Annotated in this window: 18 protein-coding genes; 10 read left to right on the top strand and 8 right to left on the bottom strand. The window is 68.5% G+C overall.

The features are described from left to right. Positions 1–53 precede the first annotated feature (53 nt). Complete coding sequence (locus ORK51_RS00545) at positions 54–803, bottom strand: ferredoxin--NADP reductase (protein WP_261998022.1); 750 nt, start codon at positions 801–803, stop codon at positions 54–56. 104 nt (positions 804–907) lie between these two features. Between ORK51_RS00545 and ORK51_RS00540 the strand changes: the two genes are divergently transcribed. From ORK51_RS00540 to ORK51_RS00525, 4 genes are read left to right on the top strand one after another with little or no spacing between them, the layout of a single operon-like run. After that, complete coding sequence (locus ORK51_RS00540; protein ID WP_026070140.1) at positions 908–1,867, top strand: ABC transporter ATP-binding protein; 960 nt, start codon at positions 908–910, stop codon at positions 1,865–1,867. Then, a complete protein-coding gene (locus ORK51_RS00535; protein WP_019185458.1) occupies positions 1,864–2,664 on the top strand; it encodes an ABC transporter permease in 801 nt (266 codons plus the stop codon). The genes ORK51_RS00540 and ORK51_RS00535 overlap by 4 nt, the downstream gene beginning before the upstream one ends. Next, the gene (panE, locus tag ORK51_RS00530; protein ID WP_266083430.1) at positions 2,664–3,602 is read left to right on the top strand and encodes a 2-dehydropantoate 2-reductase; all 939 of its coding nucleotides are present in this window, start codon (positions 2,664–2,666) and stop codon (positions 3,600–3,602) included. Before ORK51_RS00535 ends, panE begins: the two co-directional genes overlap by 1 nt. Positions 3,603–3,607: 5 nt before the next feature. Continuing rightward, positions 3,608–4,504: a Rossmann-fold NAD(P)-binding domain-containing protein gene (locus tag ORK51_RS00525; RefSeq protein ID WP_266083429.1), complete on the top strand. Its 897-nt coding sequence runs from the start codon at positions 3,608–3,610 to the stop codon at positions 4,502–4,504. Between the two features lie 80 nt (positions 4,505–4,584). Here ORK51_RS00525 and ORK51_RS00520 read toward each other — a convergent pair whose 3' ends face one another. Then, positions 4,585–5,382 carry a TatD family hydrolase gene (locus tag ORK51_RS00520; protein ID WP_261998025.1) on the bottom strand — a complete coding sequence of 266 codons (798 nt, stop codon included), beginning with the start codon at positions 5,380–5,382 and terminating at the stop codon, positions 4,585–4,587. A gap of 103 nt (positions 5,383–5,485) precedes the next feature. Here ORK51_RS00520 and hrpB point away from each other — a divergent pair, with 103 nt between their 5' ends. Together hrpB and ORK51_RS00510 are read left to right on the top strand one after the other, a co-directional pair. Beyond that, entirely contained in the window at positions 5,486–7,990 is a 2,505-nt protein-coding gene (hrpB, locus tag ORK51_RS00515) for an ATP-dependent helicase HrpB (protein WP_266083428.1), read from the top strand. A gap of 180 nt (positions 7,991–8,170) precedes the next feature. After that, a complete protein-coding gene (locus ORK51_RS00510; RefSeq protein ID WP_019185464.1) occupies positions 8,171–8,560 on the top strand; it encodes a hypothetical protein in 390 nt (129 codons plus the stop codon). Between the two features lie 56 nt (positions 8,561–8,616). On the opposite strand, the gene ORK51_RS00505 is transcribed toward ORK51_RS00510, so the two are convergent. Together ORK51_RS00505 and ORK51_RS00500 are read right to left on the bottom strand one after the other, a co-directional pair. After that, positions 8,617–9,159 carry a pseudouridine synthase gene (locus ORK51_RS00505; RefSeq protein ID WP_070426189.1) on the bottom strand — a complete coding sequence of 181 codons (543 nt, stop codon included), beginning with the start codon at positions 9,157–9,159 and terminating at the stop codon, positions 8,617–8,619. Positions 9,160–9,294: 135 nt separating this feature from the next. Next, positions 9,295–10,155, bottom strand: coding sequence for a class I SAM-dependent methyltransferase (locus ORK51_RS00500; RefSeq protein ID WP_429000593.1), 861 nt, complete (start codon positions 10,153–10,155; stop codon positions 9,295–9,297). 174 nt (positions 10,156–10,329) lie between these two features. On the opposite strand from ORK51_RS00500, the gene ORK51_RS00495 reads away from it, so the two are divergent. After that, complete coding sequence (locus ORK51_RS00495; RefSeq protein WP_070426191.1) at positions 10,330–11,289, top strand: aldo/keto reductase; 960 nt, start codon at positions 10,330–10,332, stop codon at positions 11,287–11,289. A 92-nt stretch (positions 11,290–11,381) separates the two neighbouring features. On the opposite strand, the gene ORK51_RS00490 is transcribed toward ORK51_RS00495, so the two are convergent. Beyond that, positions 11,382–12,290 (bottom strand): NAD(P)/FAD-dependent oxidoreductase, encoded by a 909-nt coding sequence (locus tag ORK51_RS00490; RefSeq protein WP_261998029.1) that lies wholly within the window; start codon positions 12,288–12,290, stop codon positions 11,382–11,384. Then, positions 12,280–12,732: an Rrf2 family transcriptional regulator gene (locus tag ORK51_RS00485; protein WP_266083427.1), complete on the bottom strand. Its 453-nt coding sequence runs from the start codon at positions 12,730–12,732 to the stop codon at positions 12,280–12,282. The genes ORK51_RS00490 and ORK51_RS00485 overlap by 11 nt, the downstream gene beginning before the upstream one ends. A 181-nt stretch (positions 12,733–12,913) precedes the next feature. Between ORK51_RS00485 and ORK51_RS00480 the strand changes: the two genes are divergently transcribed. Continuing rightward, positions 12,914–15,046 (top strand): methyl-accepting chemotaxis protein, encoded by a 2,133-nt coding sequence (locus ORK51_RS00480; RefSeq protein ID WP_266083426.1) that lies wholly within the window; start codon positions 12,914–12,916, stop codon positions 15,044–15,046. Between the two features lie 75 nt (positions 15,047–15,121). On the opposite strand, the gene ORK51_RS00475 is transcribed toward ORK51_RS00480, so the two are convergent. After that, complete coding sequence (locus ORK51_RS00475; RefSeq protein WP_266083425.1) at positions 15,122–16,024, bottom strand: LysR family transcriptional regulator; 903 nt, start codon at positions 16,022–16,024, stop codon at positions 15,122–15,124. 127 nt (positions 16,025–16,151) lie between these two features. Between ORK51_RS00475 and ORK51_RS00470 the strand changes: the two genes are divergently transcribed. Together ORK51_RS00470 and dkgB are read left to right on the top strand one after the other, a co-directional pair. After that, positions 16,152–17,366, top strand: a complete 1,215-nt coding sequence (locus ORK51_RS00470; protein ID WP_266083424.1) for an MFS transporter — start codon at positions 16,152–16,154, stop codon at positions 17,364–17,366. 141 nt (positions 17,367–17,507) lie between these two features. Further along, entirely contained in the window at positions 17,508–18,311 is an 804-nt protein-coding gene (dkgB, locus tag ORK51_RS00465) for a 2,5-didehydrogluconate reductase DkgB (protein ID WP_266083423.1), read from the top strand. Positions 18,312–18,438: 127 nt separating this feature from the next. Here the strand turns inward: dkgB and ORK51_RS00460 are convergent, their stop codons facing one another. Continuing rightward, positions 18,439–19,134: an alpha/beta fold hydrolase gene (locus ORK51_RS00460; protein WP_266083422.1), complete on the bottom strand. Its 696-nt coding sequence runs from the start codon at positions 19,132–19,134 to the stop codon at positions 18,439–18,441. Positions 19,135–19,151: the final 17 nt, after the last annotated feature.

Raw genomic sequence — 19,151 nt, 5'->3', positions numbered from 1 at the left:
GGCAGCGGCGCCTGCCTGCCGCGCACCGGCCAGCGGCGCGCCGGAAAGCGGGGTTACTTGCTGCTGACGTACTTCTCGCGCCGCACCTGCGGCGTGGGGAGCCCGGCGTCTTTCAGCGCCTCGAAGGTGGCATCGACCATGTCCGGGTTGCCGCACAGGTAGGCGATGTCGGTGGCCGCGCTCGGGGCGAACTCGGCCAGATGCTGCTGCACGTAGCCGTGGCGCACGTCCGGATGCGGGTTCTCCGGCAGCTCGCGGGACAGGCACGGGACATAGCGGAAGCCCGGGTGGGCCTCGGCGAAGGCCCGGAAGTCGTCGCTGTAGAGCAGTTCGGCCGGCGTGCGGGCACCCTGCAGCAGGACCACCTCCACGCCACGCTCGGCCATGGCGGTGGCCAGCAGCGGCAGCATCGAGCGGTACGGGGTGACCCCGGTGCCGGTGGCGATCAGCAGGTAGCGGGCGTTGTGGTCGCCCGGCTGCAGGCAGAACCGGCCGAACGGACCGCTGGCGCTGACGTGGCCGCCGATGTCCAGGCCCTCGAAGAGGGAGGTGGCGGCGCCGCCAGGGACGAAGCTGACCGCGATATCGACCGCATCGCCCGCGCCGAGGGCGTGATCATGAATGGTCGCCAGCGAATAGCTGCGCTTGGTAGCGGTGCCGTCGGCGTACTCGAAATGGACCTGGATGAACTGACCGGGCTGGAAATCCAGCGGCTGGCCGTCATCACGCAGGAACTGGTAATGGCCGACGGTCGGGGCCAGCATGCGCCGGTCGACCAGTTTGAGGGGGAATTGAGCAGGCACGACTTTTCGGGACAGTGTGTAGCCGGGGCAAGCCCTCGGGGTCTTCTATAATAGCCGCTCCCCGCCCCTATCCAGCGCCAGCCCATAGGCGCGAAGGCAAGAGCTTGGCTTCCCAGAACACTTCCGCGCCCACCGCCGTGCCCGCCCTGCGGGTGCGTGACCTCCGCAAAACCTATGACAACGGCACCCAGGCGCTGAAGGGCGTCTCGCTGGACGTGGCCCCGGGCGACTTCTTCGCCCTGCTCGGCCCCAACGGCGCCGGCAAGTCGACCCTGATCGGCATCATCAGCTCGCTGGTGAACCTCAGCGAAGGCCAGGTCGAGGTCTTCGGCAGCGACCTGGTGCGCCACCGCAGCGCCACCATGCGCCTGATCGGCCTGGTCCCCCAGGAAATCAACTTCAACCTGTTCGAAAAACCCTTCGACATCCTGGTCAATTACGCCGGCTTCTATGGCGTGGCGCGTGCCGAGGCCGAGAAGATGGCCGAAGAGGAGCTCAAGCGCGCCCACCTGTGGGACAAGGCGCAGGTGATGAGCCGCACCCTGTCCGGGGGCATGAAGCGCCGCCTGATGATCGCCCGCGCGATGATGACCCGCCCGCGCCTGCTGATCCTGGATGAACCGACCGCCGGGGTGGACATCGAGATCCGCCGCGACATGTGGCGGGTGCTCAAGGAGATCAACGCCGCCGGCACCACGATCATCCTCACCACGCATTACCTGGAAGAAGCCGAGCACCTGTGCCGGAACCTGGCCATCATCAACCACGGCCAGATCGTCACCCAGGGCCCGATGCGCGAACTGCTGGCCAAGCTGGACGTGGAGGGCTTCCTGTTCGACATCGACGGCAGCCTGCCGGCCCAGCTGCCGGAGATCGAAGGCGCGATCCTGATCGCCACCGACAGCCACACGCTGGACGTGGACATGCCGCGCGCCATGGACCTCAACCGTGTGTTTGACGCCTTGAACGCCGCCGGTATCCGCGTGCGTTCGATGCGCACCAAGAGCAACCGCCTGGAGGAGCTGTTCGTGCGCCTCACCGGCAACCAGGAGAACGTGGCATGAGCAGCACCCCGACCCCGGTCCTGACCGACGGCCAGCGCAACCGCATCGCACTGATGACCATCGTGCGCCGCGAAGTGGCGCGCATCCTGCGCATCTGGGGCCAGACCCTGGTGCCGCCGGCGATCACCATGACCCTGTATTTCCTGATCTTCGGCGGCCTGATCGGCTCGCGCGTGGGCGAGATGGGCGGCTACAGCTACATGCAGTTCATCGTGCCGGGCCTGGTGATGATGAGCGTGATCCAGAACAGCTACGGCAACATCAGCTCGTCGTTCTTCGGCGCCAAGTTCGGCCGCCACGTGGAAGAGCTGCTGGTCAGCCCGATGCCCAACTGGGTGATCCTGTGGGGCTATGTGTCCGGTGCGGTGCTGCGCGGCCTGATGGTCGGCGTGATCGTGCTGATCATCGCGATGTTCTTTACCCCGGTGCGCATCCCGCATCCGCTGGTGACGCTGACCACGGTGCTGCTGGGCGCGACGATCTTCTCGCTGGCCGGCTTCATCAACGCGGTGTACGCCAAGAAGTTCGATGACGTGGCGATCGTGCCGACCTTCATCCTGACCCCGCTGACCTACCTGGGCGGCGTGTTCTATTCGGTGAAGCTGCTGCCGACCTGGGCCGAAGCGGCCACGCATGCCAATCCGATCTTCTACATGGTCAACGCGTTCCGCTACGGCCTGCTGGGCACCAGCGACGTGCCGCTGTGGGTGGCCTACGCGCTGATGATCGGCTTCGTGGTCGCCCTGACCGCGCTGGCGCTGTGGCTGCTGAAGCGTGGCGTGGGGATGCGCAGCTGATGCGCATCCTGATCCTCGGCGCCGGCGGGACCGGCGGGTACTTCGGTGGTCGCCTGGCCCAGGCCGGCGTGGACGTGACCTTCCTGGTGCGCCCGGCGCGTGCGGCCCAGCTGGCGGGCGAAGGGCTGGTGATCCGCAGCCCGCTGGGCGATGCGACCTTCCCGGTCAAGCACGTCACCGCCGAGGCGCTGCCTGCGCTGGCGAGCGCTGAGCCCTTCGACCTGGTGATCCTGAGCTGCAAGGCCTACGACCTGGCCAGCTCGATCGAGGCGATCGCCCCGGCGATGGGCCCGCGTACCACGGTGCTGCCGATCCTCAACGGGCTGCGGCATTACGCCGATCTCGACGCACGCTTCGGCGGCGATGCCGTGCTGGGCGGGCTGTGCTTCATCAGCGCGACCAAGGCCGCCGACGGCGCGGTGGTGCATCTGGCGCCGGCGGCCAAGCTGACCTTCGGCGAGCGCGACGGCACCGGCAGCAGCGCGCGCGTGCTGGCGCTGGCGGCGGCCTGCGTGCAGGCGGGCGTGGACCACGTCGCCACCGATGCGATCGGGCAGGAGCAGTGGATCAAGTACACCTTCCTGACCACGCTGGCGGCGGCGACCTGCCTGATGCGCGCCGATGTCGGCACGATCGTGGCCACCGATGACGGTGCGGCGATCGTGCGGGGCCTGTACGAGGAGTGCGTGGCGGTGGCCGAAGCGGCCGGCGAGCCGATCCCGGCCAAGGCGCGGGAGATCGCACTGGCCGCGACCACCCAGTCCGGCTCGGCGTTGAAGGCGTCGATGCTGCGCGATCTGGAGGCCGGCCAACAGGTCGAGGCCAAGCATATCGTCGGCGACATGCTGGTACGGGCACGGGCGGCCGGCCAGGCCGCACCGCTGCTGGCCGTGGCCTATGCGCACCTGCAGGCCTACCAGCTGCAGCGCAGCGCCTGAGCGCCATGCCTGCCGCGCTGCCGTCCCACGTGCTGGTGCTGGGCCTGGGCTATAGCGGGCGGCATCTGGCCGCGCTGCTGCACTCGAACGGGGTGGCCTGCAGCGGCACCGTACGCGATCCCGCCAGTGCGTCGGCGGATGGGCTGCTCCGCCACCGTCTGGTTGCAGGCGAACCGATCAGCGCGGGCCTGCGCGAGGCGATCCGCACGGCCGAGGCCATAGTCTGCTCCGTGCCACCGGATGCAGACGGCGACCCGGCCTTGCGCCTGCTCATCGATGCGCTGGGCGACAGCCCTGCGCTGCGTTGGGTCGGCTATCTCTCCTCCACCGCGGTCTACGCCGACCGCGATGGCGATTGGGTCAACGAAATGTCTGCCGCCGATGCGACCGATGAGACCGCTCTGAAGCGCTTGCGCGCGGAACAGCAGTGGCAGGCATTCGCGCAGGCGCGTGGCATTGCCTCGGCGGTGTTCCGCCTGCCGGGCCTATATGGGCGCAGGCGCAATGCGCTGGCGCAGTTGGCGCAGGGCAAGGCGAGGCAGGTGGTGCGGCCGGGGCTGGTGTTCAACCGGCTGCACGTGGCGGACCTGGCCAGCGGCGTGCAGGCTGCGATGCAGCGGCCTGTACGCGATGCGCTGCATCTGCTGAGCGATGACGAACCGGCGCCGCCACAGGACGTGGTGGCCTACGCCGCGGCGCTGAGTGGACTGCCGCTGCCCGTCGTGCAGGCGTGGGACGCACCCGAGGTGGCCGCCTCACTGCGCCGCTTCTACGCCAGCAACAAGCGCATCGACGGCCGCGCCACGCGCGCGGCATTGCAGTGGCAGCCACGCTTCACCACGTACCGCGAAGGACTGGACGATGCGTGGGCGCACGGCGACGGACGCCCTGCCCTGCGCTAGCCCACGACCGTCGGTCGTGGGTGCGGCGTACCCATGCGGGGTCCGACACGCGTACCGACCAACGGTCGGTACCTACCTTCTCAAGCCGCGTCAGGGAGCCGGAAGAACGTGCGCGTAGCCGCCGTCGCGTGGGCGGCCGTGATCTCCACGTCCTCCCCGCGGTCGCGCGCCAGCTCCTCGACGATGTGCGACAGGTACATCGGCTCGTTGCGACGGTCTTTCGGCAGGGGCTTGAGCGTGCGCGGCAGCAGGTAGGGCGCGTCGGTCTCGATCATCAGGCGGTCGGCCGGGATGTGCTTGACCAGCTCGCGCAGGTGGGCGCCACGGCGTTCATCGCACAACCAGCCGGTGATGCCGATGTACCAGTCCTGGTCCAGGTAATCGAACAGTTCCTGGCGCTCGCCGGTGAAGCAGTGCACCACTGCCGGGCCGAGCTTGCCCTCGAAATTCTTCATCTGCGCCATGAAATCGGCATGCGCGTCGCGCTGGTGCAGGAACAGCGGCTTGCCGTTTTCGGCGGCGAGCTGCAGCTGGCGCTCGAAGGCGCGGTGCTGCGCCGGGCGCGGCGAGAAATCGCGGAAGTAATCCAGCCCGCACTCACCTACCGCCACCACCTCGGCATGCGCGTGCAGCGCGCGCATTTCCGCGTCGCACTCGTCGGTGTATTCCACCGCATGGTGCGGATGCACGCCAGCGGTCGCATACAGGAACCCCGGGTGCTGGCGGGCCAGCGCCAGCGCCATCGGCGAATGCTCGCGGCTGGCGCCGGTGATCACCATCTGCACCACCCCGGCCTCGCGCGCACGCGCCAGCACGGCGTCGCGGTCGCGATCGAAAGAGTCATGGGTGAGGTTGGCGCCGATATCGATCAGTTGCATGTGGGGCTACAGGACGGGTGAACCCGGGCATTCTACCGTGCTCCCCGCGATGCCCCGGCGCGCGCGTCTCGCCGCCCCCGCCTGGGCCCCGTATCCTTGCCGCATGACCACCCCGATGTTCCCGATTTCCACACTGCTGCCGCAGATCCTGACCACGCTGGAGCACGGCACCCGGCTGGTGCTGGAAGCACCGCCCGGCGCCGGCAAGACCACCCAGGTGCCGCTGGCGCTGCTGGATGCACCGTGGCTGGAAGGCCGGAAGATCATCATGCTGGAACCACGTCGCGTGGCCGCGCGCAGCGCCGCGCAGTTCATGGCGCGGCAACGCGGCGAAGACGTCGGGGAAACCGTCGGCTATCGCATCCGTTTCGAGAACAGGATCTCCGCGCGGACCCGGATCGAGGTAGTGACCGAAGGCATCCTGACCCGGATGCTGCAGGACGACCCGCTGCTGGAGGGCGTTGGGGCGCTGCTGTTCGATGAATTCCACGAGCGGCATCTGGCCGCCGATCTCGGCCTGGCACTGGCGCTGGATGTGCAGTCGCAGCTGCGCGAGGACCTGCGCATCGTGGTGATGTCGGCCACGCTGGATGGCGAGCGGCTGGCGCAGTTCCTGGATGCGCCGCGCCTGAGCAGCGAAGGCCGCAGCTTCCCCGTGACGGTCGCGCATTTTCCCGCACGTCGCGACGAGGCGCTGGAGCCGCAGGCACGGCGCGCGGTGGAGCAGGCCCTGGCCGAGCATCCCGGCGACGTGCTGGTGTTCCTGCCTGGCCAGCGCGAGATCACGCGCGTGCAGACCGCGCTGCAGGCCGTGCTCGACTCCGCCGTGCAGGTGTTGCCGCTGCACGGCGAGCTGCCGGTGGACCAGCAATCGCAGGTCCTGCAGCCTGACCCGGGCGGTCGCCGCCGGGTGGTACTGGCGACCAACGTGGCCGAATCCTCGGTGACCCTGCCCGGCGTGCGCGTGGTGATCGATGCCGGTCTCGCACGTGAGCCGCGCTACGACCCCAACAGCGGCTTTGCGCGCCTGGACGTGGTGAACATCGCGCAGGCCTCGGCGGACCAGCGTGCCGGCCGCGCAGGCCGTGTGGCCGAGGGCTGGGCGTGGCGGTTGTGGCCGCAGTCGCAGCGGTTGGAGGCACAGCGCCGGCCCGAGATCGCGCAGGTGGAACTGGCCTCGCTGGCGCTGGAGCTGGCCGCGTGGGGCAGCGACGACCTGCGCTTCGTGGATACACCGCCGGCCGGTGCACTGGCCGCCGCCCGTGAACTGCTGCAGCGCCTGGGTGCGCTCAGCGACAGCGGCACGCTGACCCCGCTGGGCCGGCGCATGCTGACCCTCGGTACGCATCCACGGCTGGCCGCGATGCTGATGGCGGCCGGCACAGGTGCCGAACAGGCCCTGGCCTGCGATCTGGCCGCGCTGGTGGAAGCGCGCGATCCGCTGCGGCAAGGGGGTGATGCGCTCGCCGCGCGGTGGCGTGCGCTGGCGGCGTTCCGCCAGGGGCGCGTGCCGCACGATGCCAACCGCGGTGGCCTGGCCACCATCGATGCGGCCAGCAAGCAATGGCGGCGACGCCTGCGCTGTGATGCCGCGCCTCCTTCCTCAGTCGAAGCGCATCAACTCGGTGACCTGCTCGCCCATGCATTTCCGGACCGGATCGCTGCCCGCCATCCGACCGATCCGCTGCGCTATCTGCTGGCCAATGGCCGCAGCGCGCGCCTGTTCGATCCCAGCGATCTGCGTGGCGAACCGTGGCTGGTCGCGGTGGAGCTGCGCTACGAGGCACGCGACGCGTTGCTGCTGCGCGCCGCGCCGGTGGACGAGAACCGCCTGCGCCGTGATTTTCCCGATCGCTTCAAACAGGAAGACGTGGTGCGCTGGGATGGTGAAAAGCGTGCCTTGGTCGCGCGACGGGAAACCCGCTTCGACCGCATCGTGCTGGACAGCCGCTCGGCCGGCCGCGTGGATCCTGCACACGCCGCGCAGGCACTGACTGAAGCAGTTGCCGAACTTGGGCTGGATGCGTTGCCGTGGACCGAGGGGCTGCGCCAGTGGCAGGCACGTGTACTGGCGGTGCGGGCATGGATGCCGGAGCTGGAACTGCCGGATGTCTCCGACGCAGCGCTGTTGGCGACGCTGCCGACCTGGCTGACCCCCGCGTTCAACGGCAGGACCCGCCTGGACGCGCTCGACGAATCCACCTTGGGTGAAGCGCTGAAATCACCGCTGCCGTGGGCGCAACGCCAGCTGATCGATCGCCATGCCCCGGTCCGCATCACCGTGCCCTCTGGCATGGAACGTCCGATCCACTACGCGCTCGATGCCGATGGCGTCACCCCGCAGGCACCGGTGCTGGCGGTCAAGCTGCAGGAACTGTTCGGCCTGAGCGACACCCCGCGCATCGCCGATGGCCGCATCCCGCTGACGCTGCATCTGCTTTCTCCAGGCGGCCGGCCGCTGCAGGTCACCCAGGACCTGCGCAATTTCTGGGCGAACACCTATGCCGAAGTGAAGAAGGAAATGAAGGGCCGCTATCCCAAGCATCCGTGGCCGGATGATCCGTGGACGGCCACGGCCACTCACCGGGCCAAGCCCCGCGGGACGTGAGCGCGCTTCCGCCGCCACCGCGTTGCCCCCATTCATGGCTGCTACCTGACCGGCACCACACGCCCCGCTGACCACGCTGCACCGAGCCGCTACAGTCATGACCTGGCCGTCGCCGGTGGATAACACCGCGTACACGGCCATCGCGCGACACTGGATCAGAACCGAGGCAAAGGACCCCCCATGAGCAGATTGACCGTGATTACCGACCGCGCCCTCGAGCGCGCCCTGGACATCGCCAGCACCGCTGGTGACGGCCTCAAGCATGCCGGCAGCAACCTGCGCCACTTCGGCCCGCAGGCCACCGACTGGATCAAGACCGGCGCGGCGCTGGGCGCAGTCAAGACCGGCAGCAAGGTCGCCGCCAAGGTGGTGCGCCGCAATCCGGCCGTGACCATCGCCGCCGCCGCTGTCGGCGTGGGCCTGCTTGGCTACGCGCTGTACCGCAAGCAGCAGAAGAAGAAGCTCGCCAACGGCGGCGTGGTGAACGGCCAGGCGCAGCGCATCAGCGCCCGCAACCGCCGCAACGACACCGTCGTGGATGAAACCAGCGATATCGGCAGCGACGCCTGATCGGCTGACGCTTCACCGGATCCGCATGGAAACCGCCGGCCTCAGCCGGCGGTTTTTTATTGTCCGATCTCCCGCCATTGCCCAGGTTGCAGATCGCCGATCGCATGCGCGCCCATGGAAACCCGGACCAGGCGCAGCGTCGGCAGGCCGACCGCTGCGGTCATCCGCCGCACCTGCCGGTTGCGCCCCTCGCGCAGCGTGATGGCCAGCCAAGCATCGGGCACCGTCTTGCGGAAGCGGACCGGCGGCGTGCGTGGCCACAATTCGGGTGCGGGCTCCAAGCGCTCGACACCGGCCGGCAATGTGGGGCCATCGTTGAGCAGCACGCCTCGGCGCAACGCCTGGACCTGCTCATCGGTCACCGTGCCTTCCACCTGCACCCAGTAGGTCTTGTCGGCCTTGTGCCGCGGATCGGTCAACTGGTGGGCCAGGCCGCCATCGTCGGTGAGCAGCAGCAGGCCTTCGCTGTCGTAATCCAACCGCCCGGCGGCATACACCGCCGGTGGCAGACCGAAACCGGCCAGCGTCGCGCGCGGCGGCTGGCTGCGGTCGGTGAACTGGCACAGCACATTGAACGGTTTGTTGAAGGCGATCAGCATCGGGGCGACAGCGGCGGTGGGGTGGTCCATTGTCCCATCCCCACGCCGACGCCGCGATCCGCGGCGAACGTTATCCGATGATCTTCATTTTGAGCAGAAGCTGGAACGCGCGGGCAATAGCCCGCGCGCGGTGTATTACTTGCCCGGCTTCACGAAGCGCAGCGTCATGCGGTCGCTTTCGCCGATCGCCTGGTACTTGGCTTCATCTGCCGCGTCATGCTGGTTGGTCGGCGGCAGCGTCCACACGCCATTCGGATAATCCTTGGTGTCGCGCGGGTTGGTGTTGATCTCGCTGCTGCCGGCCAGTTCGAAACCGGCGGCCTTGGCCATCGCGATCACCTGCTGCTGGCCGACATAACCGGTCTTGTCGTCGGCCGGCACATCGGCCTTGGCGCGGTGCTCCACCACGCCGAGCACGCCGCCCGGCTTGAGCACCGAGAAGAAGCCCTTGAACATGCCTTCAGCCTGGCCGCTGCTGCGCCAGTTGTGCACGTTGCGGAAGGTGAGCACGACATCGGCCGAGTTGGCTGGACCGAACACCGGGGCCTTCGGGTCATAAGCCACCACACGGCTCTTGCCGAACACGCTGGCGTCAGCGGCAAACTTCTTTTCCAGGCCCTCGCGGCTGCGCTGCTGGTAATCACGGCCACGCCCCTCCGGCACGGCCGCCGGGTCGACCACGGCGGCTACGTACTGGCCCTTGTCGTGCAGCAGCGGCGCGAGGATTTCCGAATACCAGCCGTTGCCCGGGGTGATCTCGATGACGGTCTGGCCCGGCGCGACACCGAAGAACGACAGGGTCTGCGCTGGATGGCGGTAGGCATCGCGCTTGACGTTGGCCGGATCGCGGCGGCTGTCCTGCACGGCCTTCTGCACGGCCGGGGTGATCGCGACCTGCGCGTTCGGGCCGGCGGGCTTGATGGCCATCGCGGGCGCGGCAAGCATCAGGGTGGAGACAGTGAACAGGCAGGCACAGGTCAACGAACGGGCTTTCATCGGCGGGGCTTCCGGTAACGGGATGCGGCGAGACTAGCAGCCAAGCGTGCACAGGTGTTCACAAAGCGTTAGTGCGACGCAGCAATCCAGAACACTGTTTTGTGCCTGCTGCCGCAACGCTGTCACCCCCCCGGCCGTATCCTGTGGCAACGATTCCCAGGGAGAACATCACCCATGACTGCTACGCGCGAACTCGGTCGTTCCGGCCTCCATGTCGCTCCCATCGCCTTCGGTGGCAATGTCTTCGGCTGGAGTGCGGACGAGAAGACCTCCTTCGCCCTGCTCGATGCCTTCGTCGAGGCCGGCTTCAACCTGGTCGATACCGCCGATGTCTATTCGGCGTGGGTGCCCGGTAACCAGGGCGGCGAGTCGGAAACCATCCTGGGCCGCTGGTTCAAGCACAGCGGCAAGCGCGACAAGGTGGTGCTGGCGACCAAGGTGGCCAAGTGGTCCGAACACCCGGGCCTGTCGGCCGACAACATCACCGCCGCCGTGGAGGATTCGCTGCGCCGCCTGCAGACCGACGTGATCGATCTGTACCAGGCCCACGAAGATGATGAATCCACCCCGCTCGAATCCACGCTGGCTGCTTTCGGTCGCCTGATCGAACAGGGCAAGGTGCGCGCGATCGGTGCGTCCAACTACAGCGCCGAGCGCCTGCGCGATGCCTTGAAGGTCTCGGCCGATTACAAGCTGCCCCGCTACGAGACGCTGCAGCCGGAGTACAACCTGTACGACCGCGCCGGTTATGAAGCCGGGCTGGAAGCGGTAGTGCGCGACGCGCAGCTCGGCGTGATCAGCTACTACTCACTGGCCAGCGGCTTCCTCAGCGGCAAGTACCGCAGTGCCGCCGATGCGGGCAAGAGCAGCGCGCGCGGCCAGAGCGTGGTGGACAAGTACGTCAATCCGCGTGGCCTGCGCATCCTCGGCGCACTGGACGACGTCGCCAGCACGCATGGCGTGAGCCCGTCGCAGATCGCGATCGCCTGGTTGATCGCCCGCCCGGGCATCACCGCGCCGATCGTCAGCGCCACCAGTGTCGAGCAGTTGAACGATGTGCTGGCCGCCGCGAAGGTCGCGCTGTCGGCGCAGGAAGTGCAGCAGCTGGATGCGGCGAGCGCCGAACAGGCCTGAGCCCACCGCCATGGATGACGGACAGCCGCCCCGGGGCGGCTGTTTCCGTATGGGGCGGCGCTCGGTTTCCGGCCCGGCCGAGCGCCCTCGCCTTATCGGCTGGCCCGGCTGTCCTCGGCGACCAGCGCGTGGTGCAGGCTGACGCCGGCGCGCACGCCTTCGGCACTGGCCAGGCTGATGTTGCCGACCAGCGTGGCATCGCCCGCGGCATAGATGCCCGGCACGCTGGTCTGCTTGCCCGGGTCGACCTGGACCAGCACACCGACCGGGCTGTCCTCCAGCACGCAGCCCAGCTGTTCCACCAGGGGGGTCGCCATATGCTGGCGCGCGGTGACGAACAGCGCGCGCAGTTCGACCCGGCGGCCATCGGCGAGCACGGCAGCGCTCAGCGCCGGTGCCTCGCCTTCGAGACCGATCACCGCCTCGTGCTCGATGCCGACCCCGCGGTGCTGCAGGGCGGCGAGTTCCTCCGGTGCCAGTGTCATGCCGTGCGCGAACAGGGTGACGTTGCCCCAGTCCGCGAGCAACGCGGCCATCGTGGCGGATTTCTCATGCCCGCCCAGCAGGCCGATCGCGCCGCCGCCGATTTCATAGCCATGGCAGTACGGGCAGTGCACCACGCTGTGGCCCCAGCGCTCGGCCAGGCCGGGCAGTTCGGGCAGTTCATCGGCGATGCCGGTGGCCAGCAGCAGCTTGCGCGTGGCCCAGGTGTCACCGTTGGCGGTGCCGACCACGAAGCCATCCACGGTCGGCTGGGCCGTGCTGACCGTATCGTTGACCCAGCGCACCGTCGGGTAGTCCAACAGCTGCGCCTTGGCGTTGCGCAGCAGCTCGGCGCCGGCGATGCCATCCTGGCCCAGCACGCCCTGGGAATGGGCGGCGAAGCGGTTGCGCGGCAGGCCGCTGTCGATCACCAGGATCTCGCGGCGCGCACGCGCCAGGATCAGGGCCGCGGACAGGCCGGCGAAACTGCCGCCGACGACAATCGCATCAAACGTCATGGGGAACTCCTGCAGCGTGGTGGGCCAGGTGGCGGGCGAATTCTTCGCCCAGCGTGGCCAGGGTGGTGTCACGCAGGCGGGCCTCGAGCAGCGCCTGGGCCTGGCGGTAACTGGCGTCCAGCGCCTCGTTGACCACGCGCTGCACCGGGCAGCCGCGCCCGGTCTCGCGCGCACCGGTGTGCACCAGGGTGGGTGCACCGATGGCGACATACACGTCGTGCAGGGTGATCTGCGCCGGTGCCCGCGCCAGTTGGCTGCCGCCGCCGTGGCCCCGCACCGTGGTCACCAGACCGCCCTTGTGCAGGGCGGACAGCAGGCGACGGATGACCACGGGGTGGGTGGGCAGGCAGGTCGCGAGCTGCTCGGAGGTGCGTGGGCCGTCCTGGCCGACCAGATGGGCCATCACATGCAGCGCGTCGGAAAACTGGTTACTGGATTTCATGTAACAACATTAGTTACATATAGCCAGCGTGTCCAGTCCTGCTTTGTTCCATATGTGAGCAAATTTCATCTACACACCATCGTCACAACGTTTAATGGAACGGTAACCGTGATTGGCGTCGCACTTCAGGCCTTCTCCGGCAGACCGATACCGCATCGCCCTTCCTTACTTTTGATCTCTCATGACGTCCTCCGCACCGGCGCGTCCACGCGCCCTGAGTCTTCAATTCAAACTGCTGGGCGCGCTGTCGCTCGGCCTGGTCATCATCGTGCTGGCGGCCCTGGCCGGGCTGGGGTCGGCCTGGCGGAACCTGTCGGCCGAGGTGCCGGTCGAGGTCGCCCGCAAAGCGCAGGCCGAGCTGCTGCAGCGCGAGTTCCGGCTGCAGGTGCAGGAGTGGAAGAACGTGTTGATCCGCGGCGCCGATGAAGCGCTGCGCGAGCGCCACCTGGCGGCGTTCGATGCGGAAGGACGCCGCATTGAAGCCCTGGCCGGCACGCTGGCGACCAGCCGCGATGAACAGACACGCACGCTGGCCAACCGGTTCCTGGCCGAGCACCGCGCATTGGAGGCCCGCTACCGCGGCGCGCTGGAGGCGTTCGCGGCCAGTGGCTATGACACCCAGGCCGGCGACGCGCTGGTGCGCGGCGCCGACCGCGCCGTGGGCGCCACGCTGGATGCCCTGGCGGCGCGCGCCAGCGAACGGGCCGAGTACGAGACCAGTGCAACCTCCGAGCGCGCACGCGCCGCGCTGGTCGCCTCGGCCATGGTCACGGCGCTGGCGGCGCTGGTGCTGCTGGCCGTGCTCACCCTGTGGCTGCGGCGCGCGGTGATCGCCCCGGTGGTCGCGGTCGAAGCCGCGGCCCGCGCGGTGGCGCGCGGCGATCTGGAGCATGTGGTGGTGGTGCGCAGCGGCGATGAGATCGGTCGCCTTGGCACCGCGATGCGCGAGGTTACCCAGACCCTGAAGGGCGTGCTGGCCGCGCAGGCGACGATGGCCCAGCGCCACGACGCCGGTGAGATCAGCTACCGCATGGACGCCACGGCATTCCCGGGCGGCTACGGGCAGATGGTCCGCGACACCAACACCCTGGTCGCCAACCACATCCAGGTGAAGCTGCGGGCGATCGAGATCATGAGCCACTATGCCGTCGGCGATCTGTCGGTGGACATGGAACGCCTGCCCGGCGAGAAGGCGGTGATCACCCAGGCGCTGGATACCGCCAAGGCCAACCTCGGTGCGATCAATGCCGAGATCAAACGATTGGCGGCAGCAGCGGCCGTGGGCGATTTCAGCCAGCGCGGCGATGAGGCACGCTACCAGCACGACTTCGGCGAGATGGTCGGCGGCCTCAACCGCCTGATGCAGACCACCGAGCAGGATCTGGGCGAAGTGTCGCGCGTGCTGCAGGCGATCGCCGGAGGTGATCTGAGCGCGCGCATGCACGGCGACTTCCACGGGGTGTTCGCGCGCATGCGCGATGACATGGCGCGTACCACCGGTCAGCTGACCACCATCGTTGGCGACATCAAGCACGCCGCGCAGTCGATCCAGACCGCCGCCGGCGAGATCGCCGCGGGCAACAGCGACCTGTCGCGCCGCACCGAACAGCAGGCCGCCAACCTGGAAGAAACCGCCGCCTCGATGGAGGAACTCACCTCCACCGTGCGCCAGAACGCCGAGCATGCGCGCCAGGCCAACCAGCTCTCGATCAACGCCGCCTCGGTCGCTTCGCAAGGCGGCGAGGTGGTCGGCCAGGTGGTCACCACGATGGGGGCGATCCAGGCCTCGTCGCGGCAGATCGCCGAGATCATCAGCGTCATCGACGGCATCGCGTTCCAGACGAACATCCTTGCGCTCAACGCTGCGGTGGAAGCGGCGCGCGCCGGCGAGCAGGGCCGCGGCTTTGCGGTGGTCGCCAGCGAAGTGCGCACGCTGGCGCAGCGCTCGGCCAGCGCGGCCAAGGAGATCAAGGGGCTGATCGATCAATCCGTCACCGATGTCGACAGTGGCGCCGCGCTGGTGCAGCAGGCCGGACAGACCATGGGCGAGATCGTCGGCAGTGTGCAGCGCGTCACCGACATCATGGCCGACATCGCAGCCGCCTCGCAGGAGCAGTCCGCCGGGATCGAGCAGGTCAACCAGACCGTGGTGCAGATGGACGAAACCACGCAGCAGAACGCAGCGCTGGTGGAAGAAGCTTCAGCGGCGGCGCGCAGCATGGAAGACCAGGCGCTGGCCCTGAACGCGGCGGTGGATGTGTTCGTGCTGGATGCCGGGCGCGGTGCGATGGGCGGCTTGGCGCGCGCGGCATGATGCAGCCGTCGTGCCGGCCGCTGGCCGGCAACCGCACGCAGTGGGCATCGCGAGGGAGCCGGCCAGCGGCCGGCACTAACGGACGTAGGGCGTGCCGAGCATGGCCTGCGCCAGGTGATCGAGGAAGGAGCTGATCCGTGCCGAGACCGCCGTGTTGCGGTAGTACACGGCGTGGATCGGCTGCCGCACCTCCACGGTGATATCCGGCAGCACCTGCACCAGGGCGCCGGCCTCGCGGTCGCGGTGGGTCATGAAATCAGACAGGCTGACGATCCCGACCCCTTCCAGCGCCAGCCGGCGCAGCGTTTCGCCGCTGGAGACCGCCACCGCCGGGCGCACGTGCAGCAGCGCGTCGGTCGCCCCGGGCAGCGGCCAGTGATTGAGCGAGTCAGGCTCGTTGAAGCCGAGCAGGGTGTGCCCCGCCAGCGCATCCACGTCGCGCGGGGTACCGTGCTGCGCCAGATATGCCGGGCTGGCCATCACGCGCAGCCGGCTGTGGGCCAGCGGCCGCGCGTGCAGGGTGGAATCGGCCAGCGGCCCGATCCGGATCGCCACATCGGTGCGCCGCTCCAGCAGATCGATGTAGCGCTCGCTGCTGTTGAGCTCCAGCGCCACCTCGGGATAGCGCGCGCGGTAGCTGGCCACCAGCGGGGCGATCACGTGCAGGACGAACGGCATCGCCGCATCCACGCGCAGGCGCCCGGCCGGTCGCTCACGGCGCGCGGCGATCTGCTCTTCGGCTGCCTGCACCGAGGCCACGATCACGCGTGCCTGGGCCAGGAACGCGTCGCCCTCCTCGGTCAGCTGCAGACGACGGGTGGTGCGGGTCAACAACGTGGTACCGAGTTTCTCCTCCAGCCGGCCAAGCGCCCGGCTCACACCGGAGGTGGTCTGGCCCAGCTGTTCGGCGGCAGCGGTGATCGACCCGCTGTCGATCACGGCGATGAAGGCCTGCATTTCATCAAGGGTGGTTTTCATGGCGGTGACACGGCGGGAGACCGCCCATTATTGACCATGAAGCAACATTGATTGGCGTGAAGGCCGCTTTTTCCGCAAGAGTGCGGCGCGCAGACTGCGCAGCCTCACTCCCCACCGGTATCTGTCCATGTCCCGTGGTATCCCTTTGGCCTTGTTGGCGCTGACGCTGGGTGCGTACGCCATCGGCACGACTGAATTCGTCATCGTCGGCCTGATTCCGACGATCGCCGCCGACCTCGGCGTCACCCTGCCCTCGGCCGGCCTGCTGGTGTCGCTGTACGCACTGGGCGTGGCGGTCGGTGCCCCGGTGCTCACCGCGCTGACCGGCCGGGTGCCGCGCAAGACCCTGCTGGTCGCGCTGATGCTGCTGTTCACGCTCGGCAACGTGATCGCCTGGATGGCGCCGGGCTATGGCTCGCTGATCGTCGCGCGCGTGCTCACCGGCCTGGCGCACGGCGTGTTCTTCTCGATCGGCTCGATCATCGCCACCTCGGTCGTGCCCAAGGAGAAAGCGGCCAGCGCGATCGCGATCATGTTCACCGGCCTCACCGTGGCCCTGGTCACCGGCGTGCCGCTGGGCACCTTCATCGGCCAGCACCTGGGCTGGCGTGCGACCTTCCTGGCGGTGGCCGCGCTGGGCGTGATCGCGCTGATCGGCAGCCTGCTGTTCGTGCCGCGCAACCTGCAGCGCAGCGCGCCGGCGACCTTCGGCCAGCAGCTGTCGGTGCTGGCGCAGCCGCGCCTGCTGCTGGTGTATGCGATCACCGCGCTCGGCTACGGCGGCACCTTCCTGTCGTTCACCTACCTGGCGTCGATCCTGCAGGACGTCACCGGTTTCTCGGCCAATGCGGTCAGCGGCGTGCTGCTGGTCTATGGCGTGTCGGTGGCGATCGGCAACCTGTGGGGCGGCCGCCTGGCCGACCGCCGCGGTCCGATCCCGGCACTGAAGCTGATCTTCGCGCTGCTGGCGGCCGTGCTGTTCGTGCTCACCTTCACCGCCTACAACACCTGGCTGGTGCTGCTGACCGTGCTGGCGCTGGGCGCGGTGGCGTTCGGCAACGTGCCGGGGCTGCAGGTGTACGTGGTCAAGCAGGCACAGCGTTTCGCTCCGCAGGCCGCCGACGTGGCGTCGGGCCTGAACATCGCCGCCTTCAACATCGGCATCGCGCTCGGTGCTTCGCTGGGTGGCCTGGTGGTCGATCACTTCGGCCTGATGCACACCCCGTGGCTGGGCGCGCTGGTGGTGATGGGCGCCTTCGGCCTGACCGCGTTGAGCGGCCGCCTGGACCGCCGCGATGGGGTGGCCGACCGCGCCGAAGGCATCGCCGTGAGTGCGCATTGATCGATCGGACCGACGGTTCGCCTTACGCGACAGCAGTCGCCCAACGATTAGTTTCACGCAACCGCAGCCGACCAACGGTCGGCTCTACGTCGCTTTACGGTGCGCGGCGTAGCCTGCACCTCACCCCATGAAGGAGTTTCCATGAGCATTCCCGCATTCGGCCTCGGCACGTTCCGACTGAAAGGCCAGACCGTCATCGATTCGGTGCGCAACGCGCTGGACGTCGGCTACCGCGCCATCGATACCGCGCAGATCTACGAGAACGAGGCCGAGGTCGGCCAGGCCATCGCCGAATCCGGCGTGGCCCGCGATGAGCTGTTCATCACCACCAAGATCTGGATCGCCAACTTCCACCACGGCGCGCTGCTGGACAGCCTGCGCGAGAGCCTGCGCAAGCTGCGCACCGACCATGTCGAGCTGACCCTGATCCACTGGCCCTCGCCGAAGGATGCCGTGCCGATGGCCGAGTATCTGGGTGCATTGGCCGAGGCGAAGTCGCAGGGCCTGACCCGGCAGATCGGCATCTCCAACTTCACCATCGCCCAGACCCGCCAGGCCATCGAGATCCTGGGGGCCGGGGCGATCGCCACCAACCAGATCGAAGTCCACCCGTACCTGCAGAACCGCGCGTTGATCGCGTTCCTGAAGGACCAGGGCATCCATGTCACCGCGTACATGAGCCTGGCCTACGGCGAAGTACTCAAGGACCCGGTCATCCAGGCCATCGCCGAGCGTCACCAGGCCACCCCGGCCCAGGTCGCGCTGGCGTGGGCGTTGCAGCAGGGCTTTGCGGTGATTCCGTCCTCGACCAAGCGCGACAACCTGGCCGGCAACCTACTGGCGGCCGACCTGCGTTTGAGCGATGAGGACATGGCGCAGATCGCCACGCTGGATCGCGGGCATCGCCTGGCCAATCCGGAAGCGATCGCGCCAGCCTGGGATTGATCGGCAGGGTCCGAGGGTTGGTCGGGCGTGGGTGGTGCGTGCCGACCAACCGTCGGCACCTACCGGAAGAGCCAGCGCCTGATCAACGACGTGGGCATCATCGGGTAGCGCCGGCCGCTGGCCGGCATCACCGCAACCAATCCCGCATTGCGGCGCTGACCTCGTCCGGCTTCTCCATCGGGGCCAGATGCCCGCAGTCGGGCAGCACCACCAGGCGCGAGTGCGGCACCAGCGCATGCATCTCCTCGCTGATCGCCAGCGGGGTGATGCGGTCGTTCGCACCACACACGATCAACAGGGGATCGCGGTACCCGGCCAGCACGTCGTGGCCATCCACCCGATCCAGGGCGCTCTGGCGCAGGAACACCTCCGCACCCAGCCGCGCGGTCATGTCGCGTACGCGCTGCACCAGCACATCGTCTTCCAGCCGCGAGGCGTCGATGTAGCTGCGCATCAACGTATCGCCGAAGCCGTGGAATTTCCCGGGCAGGCGTACGCTGGCCTGCTGGGTCTGGCGTTGCCTGGCACGCTCGGGCGAGTCGGCATGGATCGAGGTGTCGATCAGGGCCAGCCGCAGAACGCGTTCCGGCGCGGTGCGCAGGATCGCCTGCGCCACGAACCCACCCAGCGAGAAACCGGCCAAGGCGAAACGCGCCGGTGCCTGGGCCAGCACGTCATCGACCACCGCCTGCATCGTCTCGCCACGGGTCTGGTCGCCGACGATGCAGTCGGCGATATCGGACAAGTCGGCAATCTGCGCACGCCAGAGTTCAGCGTCGTTGAGCAGGCCGGGGAGCAGCAGCAGGGGGAGGCGATCGGTCATGCCGTATTGTCGCTCCG

It is taken from the genome of Stenotrophomonas sp. RIT-551 (assembly GCF_026241915.1).
Lineage (GTDB): Bacteria > Pseudomonadota > Gammaproteobacteria > Xanthomonadales > Xanthomonadaceae > Stenotrophomonas > Stenotrophomonas bentonitica_A.
The sequence above is the reverse complement of the archived record's forward strand: the minus strand, read 5'-3'. Positions and strand labels throughout refer to the sequence as shown.

Coding starts and splice junctions, on each gene's coding strand:
- ORK51_RS00535 (WP_019185458.1), top strand. CDS start 1,864: ATGAGCAGCACCCCGACCCCGGTCCTGACCGACGGCCAGCGCAACCGC.
- panE (WP_266083430.1), top strand. CDS start 2,664: ATGCGCATCCTGATCCTCGGCGCCGGCGGGACCGGCGGGTACTTCGGT.
- ORK51_RS00525 (WP_266083429.1), top strand. CDS start 3,608: ATGCCTGCCGCGCTGCCGTCCCACGTGCTGGTGCTGGGCCTGGGCTAT.
- ORK51_RS00520 (WP_261998025.1), bottom strand. CDS start 5,382: ATGCAACTGATCGATATCGGCGCCAACCTCACCCATGACTCTTTCGAT.
- hrpB (WP_266083428.1), top strand. CDS start 5,486: ATGACCACCCCGATGTTCCCGATTTCCACACTGCTGCCGCAGATCCTG.
- ORK51_RS00510 (WP_019185464.1), top strand. CDS start 8,171: ATGAGCAGATTGACCGTGATTACCGACCGCGCCCTCGAGCGCGCCCTG.
- ORK51_RS00505 (WP_070426189.1), bottom strand. CDS start 9,159: ATGCTGATCGCCTTCAACAAACCGTTCAATGTGCTGTGCCAGTTCACC.
- ORK51_RS00500 (WP_429000593.1), bottom strand. CDS start 10,155: ATGAAAGCCCGTTCGTTGACCTGTGCCTGCCTGTTCACTGTCTCCACC.
- ORK51_RS00495 (WP_070426191.1), top strand. CDS start 10,330: ATGACTGCTACGCGCGAACTCGGTCGTTCCGGCCTCCATGTCGCTCCC.
- ORK51_RS00490 (WP_261998029.1), bottom strand. CDS start 12,290: ATGACGTTTGATGCGATTGTCGTCGGCGGCAGTTTCGCCGGCCTGTCC.
- ORK51_RS00485 (WP_266083427.1), bottom strand. CDS start 12,732: ATGAAATCCAGTAACCAGTTTTCCGACGCGCTGCATGTGATGGCCCAT.
- ORK51_RS00480 (WP_266083426.1), top strand. CDS start 12,914: ATGACGTCCTCCGCACCGGCGCGTCCACGCGCCCTGAGTCTTCAATTC.
- ORK51_RS00475 (WP_266083425.1), bottom strand. CDS start 16,024: ATGAAAACCACCCTTGATGAAATGCAGGCCTTCATCGCCGTGATCGAC.
- ORK51_RS00470 (WP_266083424.1), top strand. CDS start 16,152: ATGTCCCGTGGTATCCCTTTGGCCTTGTTGGCGCTGACGCTGGGTGCG.
- dkgB (WP_266083423.1), top strand. CDS start 17,508: ATGAGCATTCCCGCATTCGGCCTCGGCACGTTCCGACTGAAAGGCCAG.
- ORK51_RS00460 (WP_266083422.1), bottom strand. CDS start 19,134: ATGACCGATCGCCTCCCCCTGCTGCTGCTCCCCGGCCTGCTCAACGAC.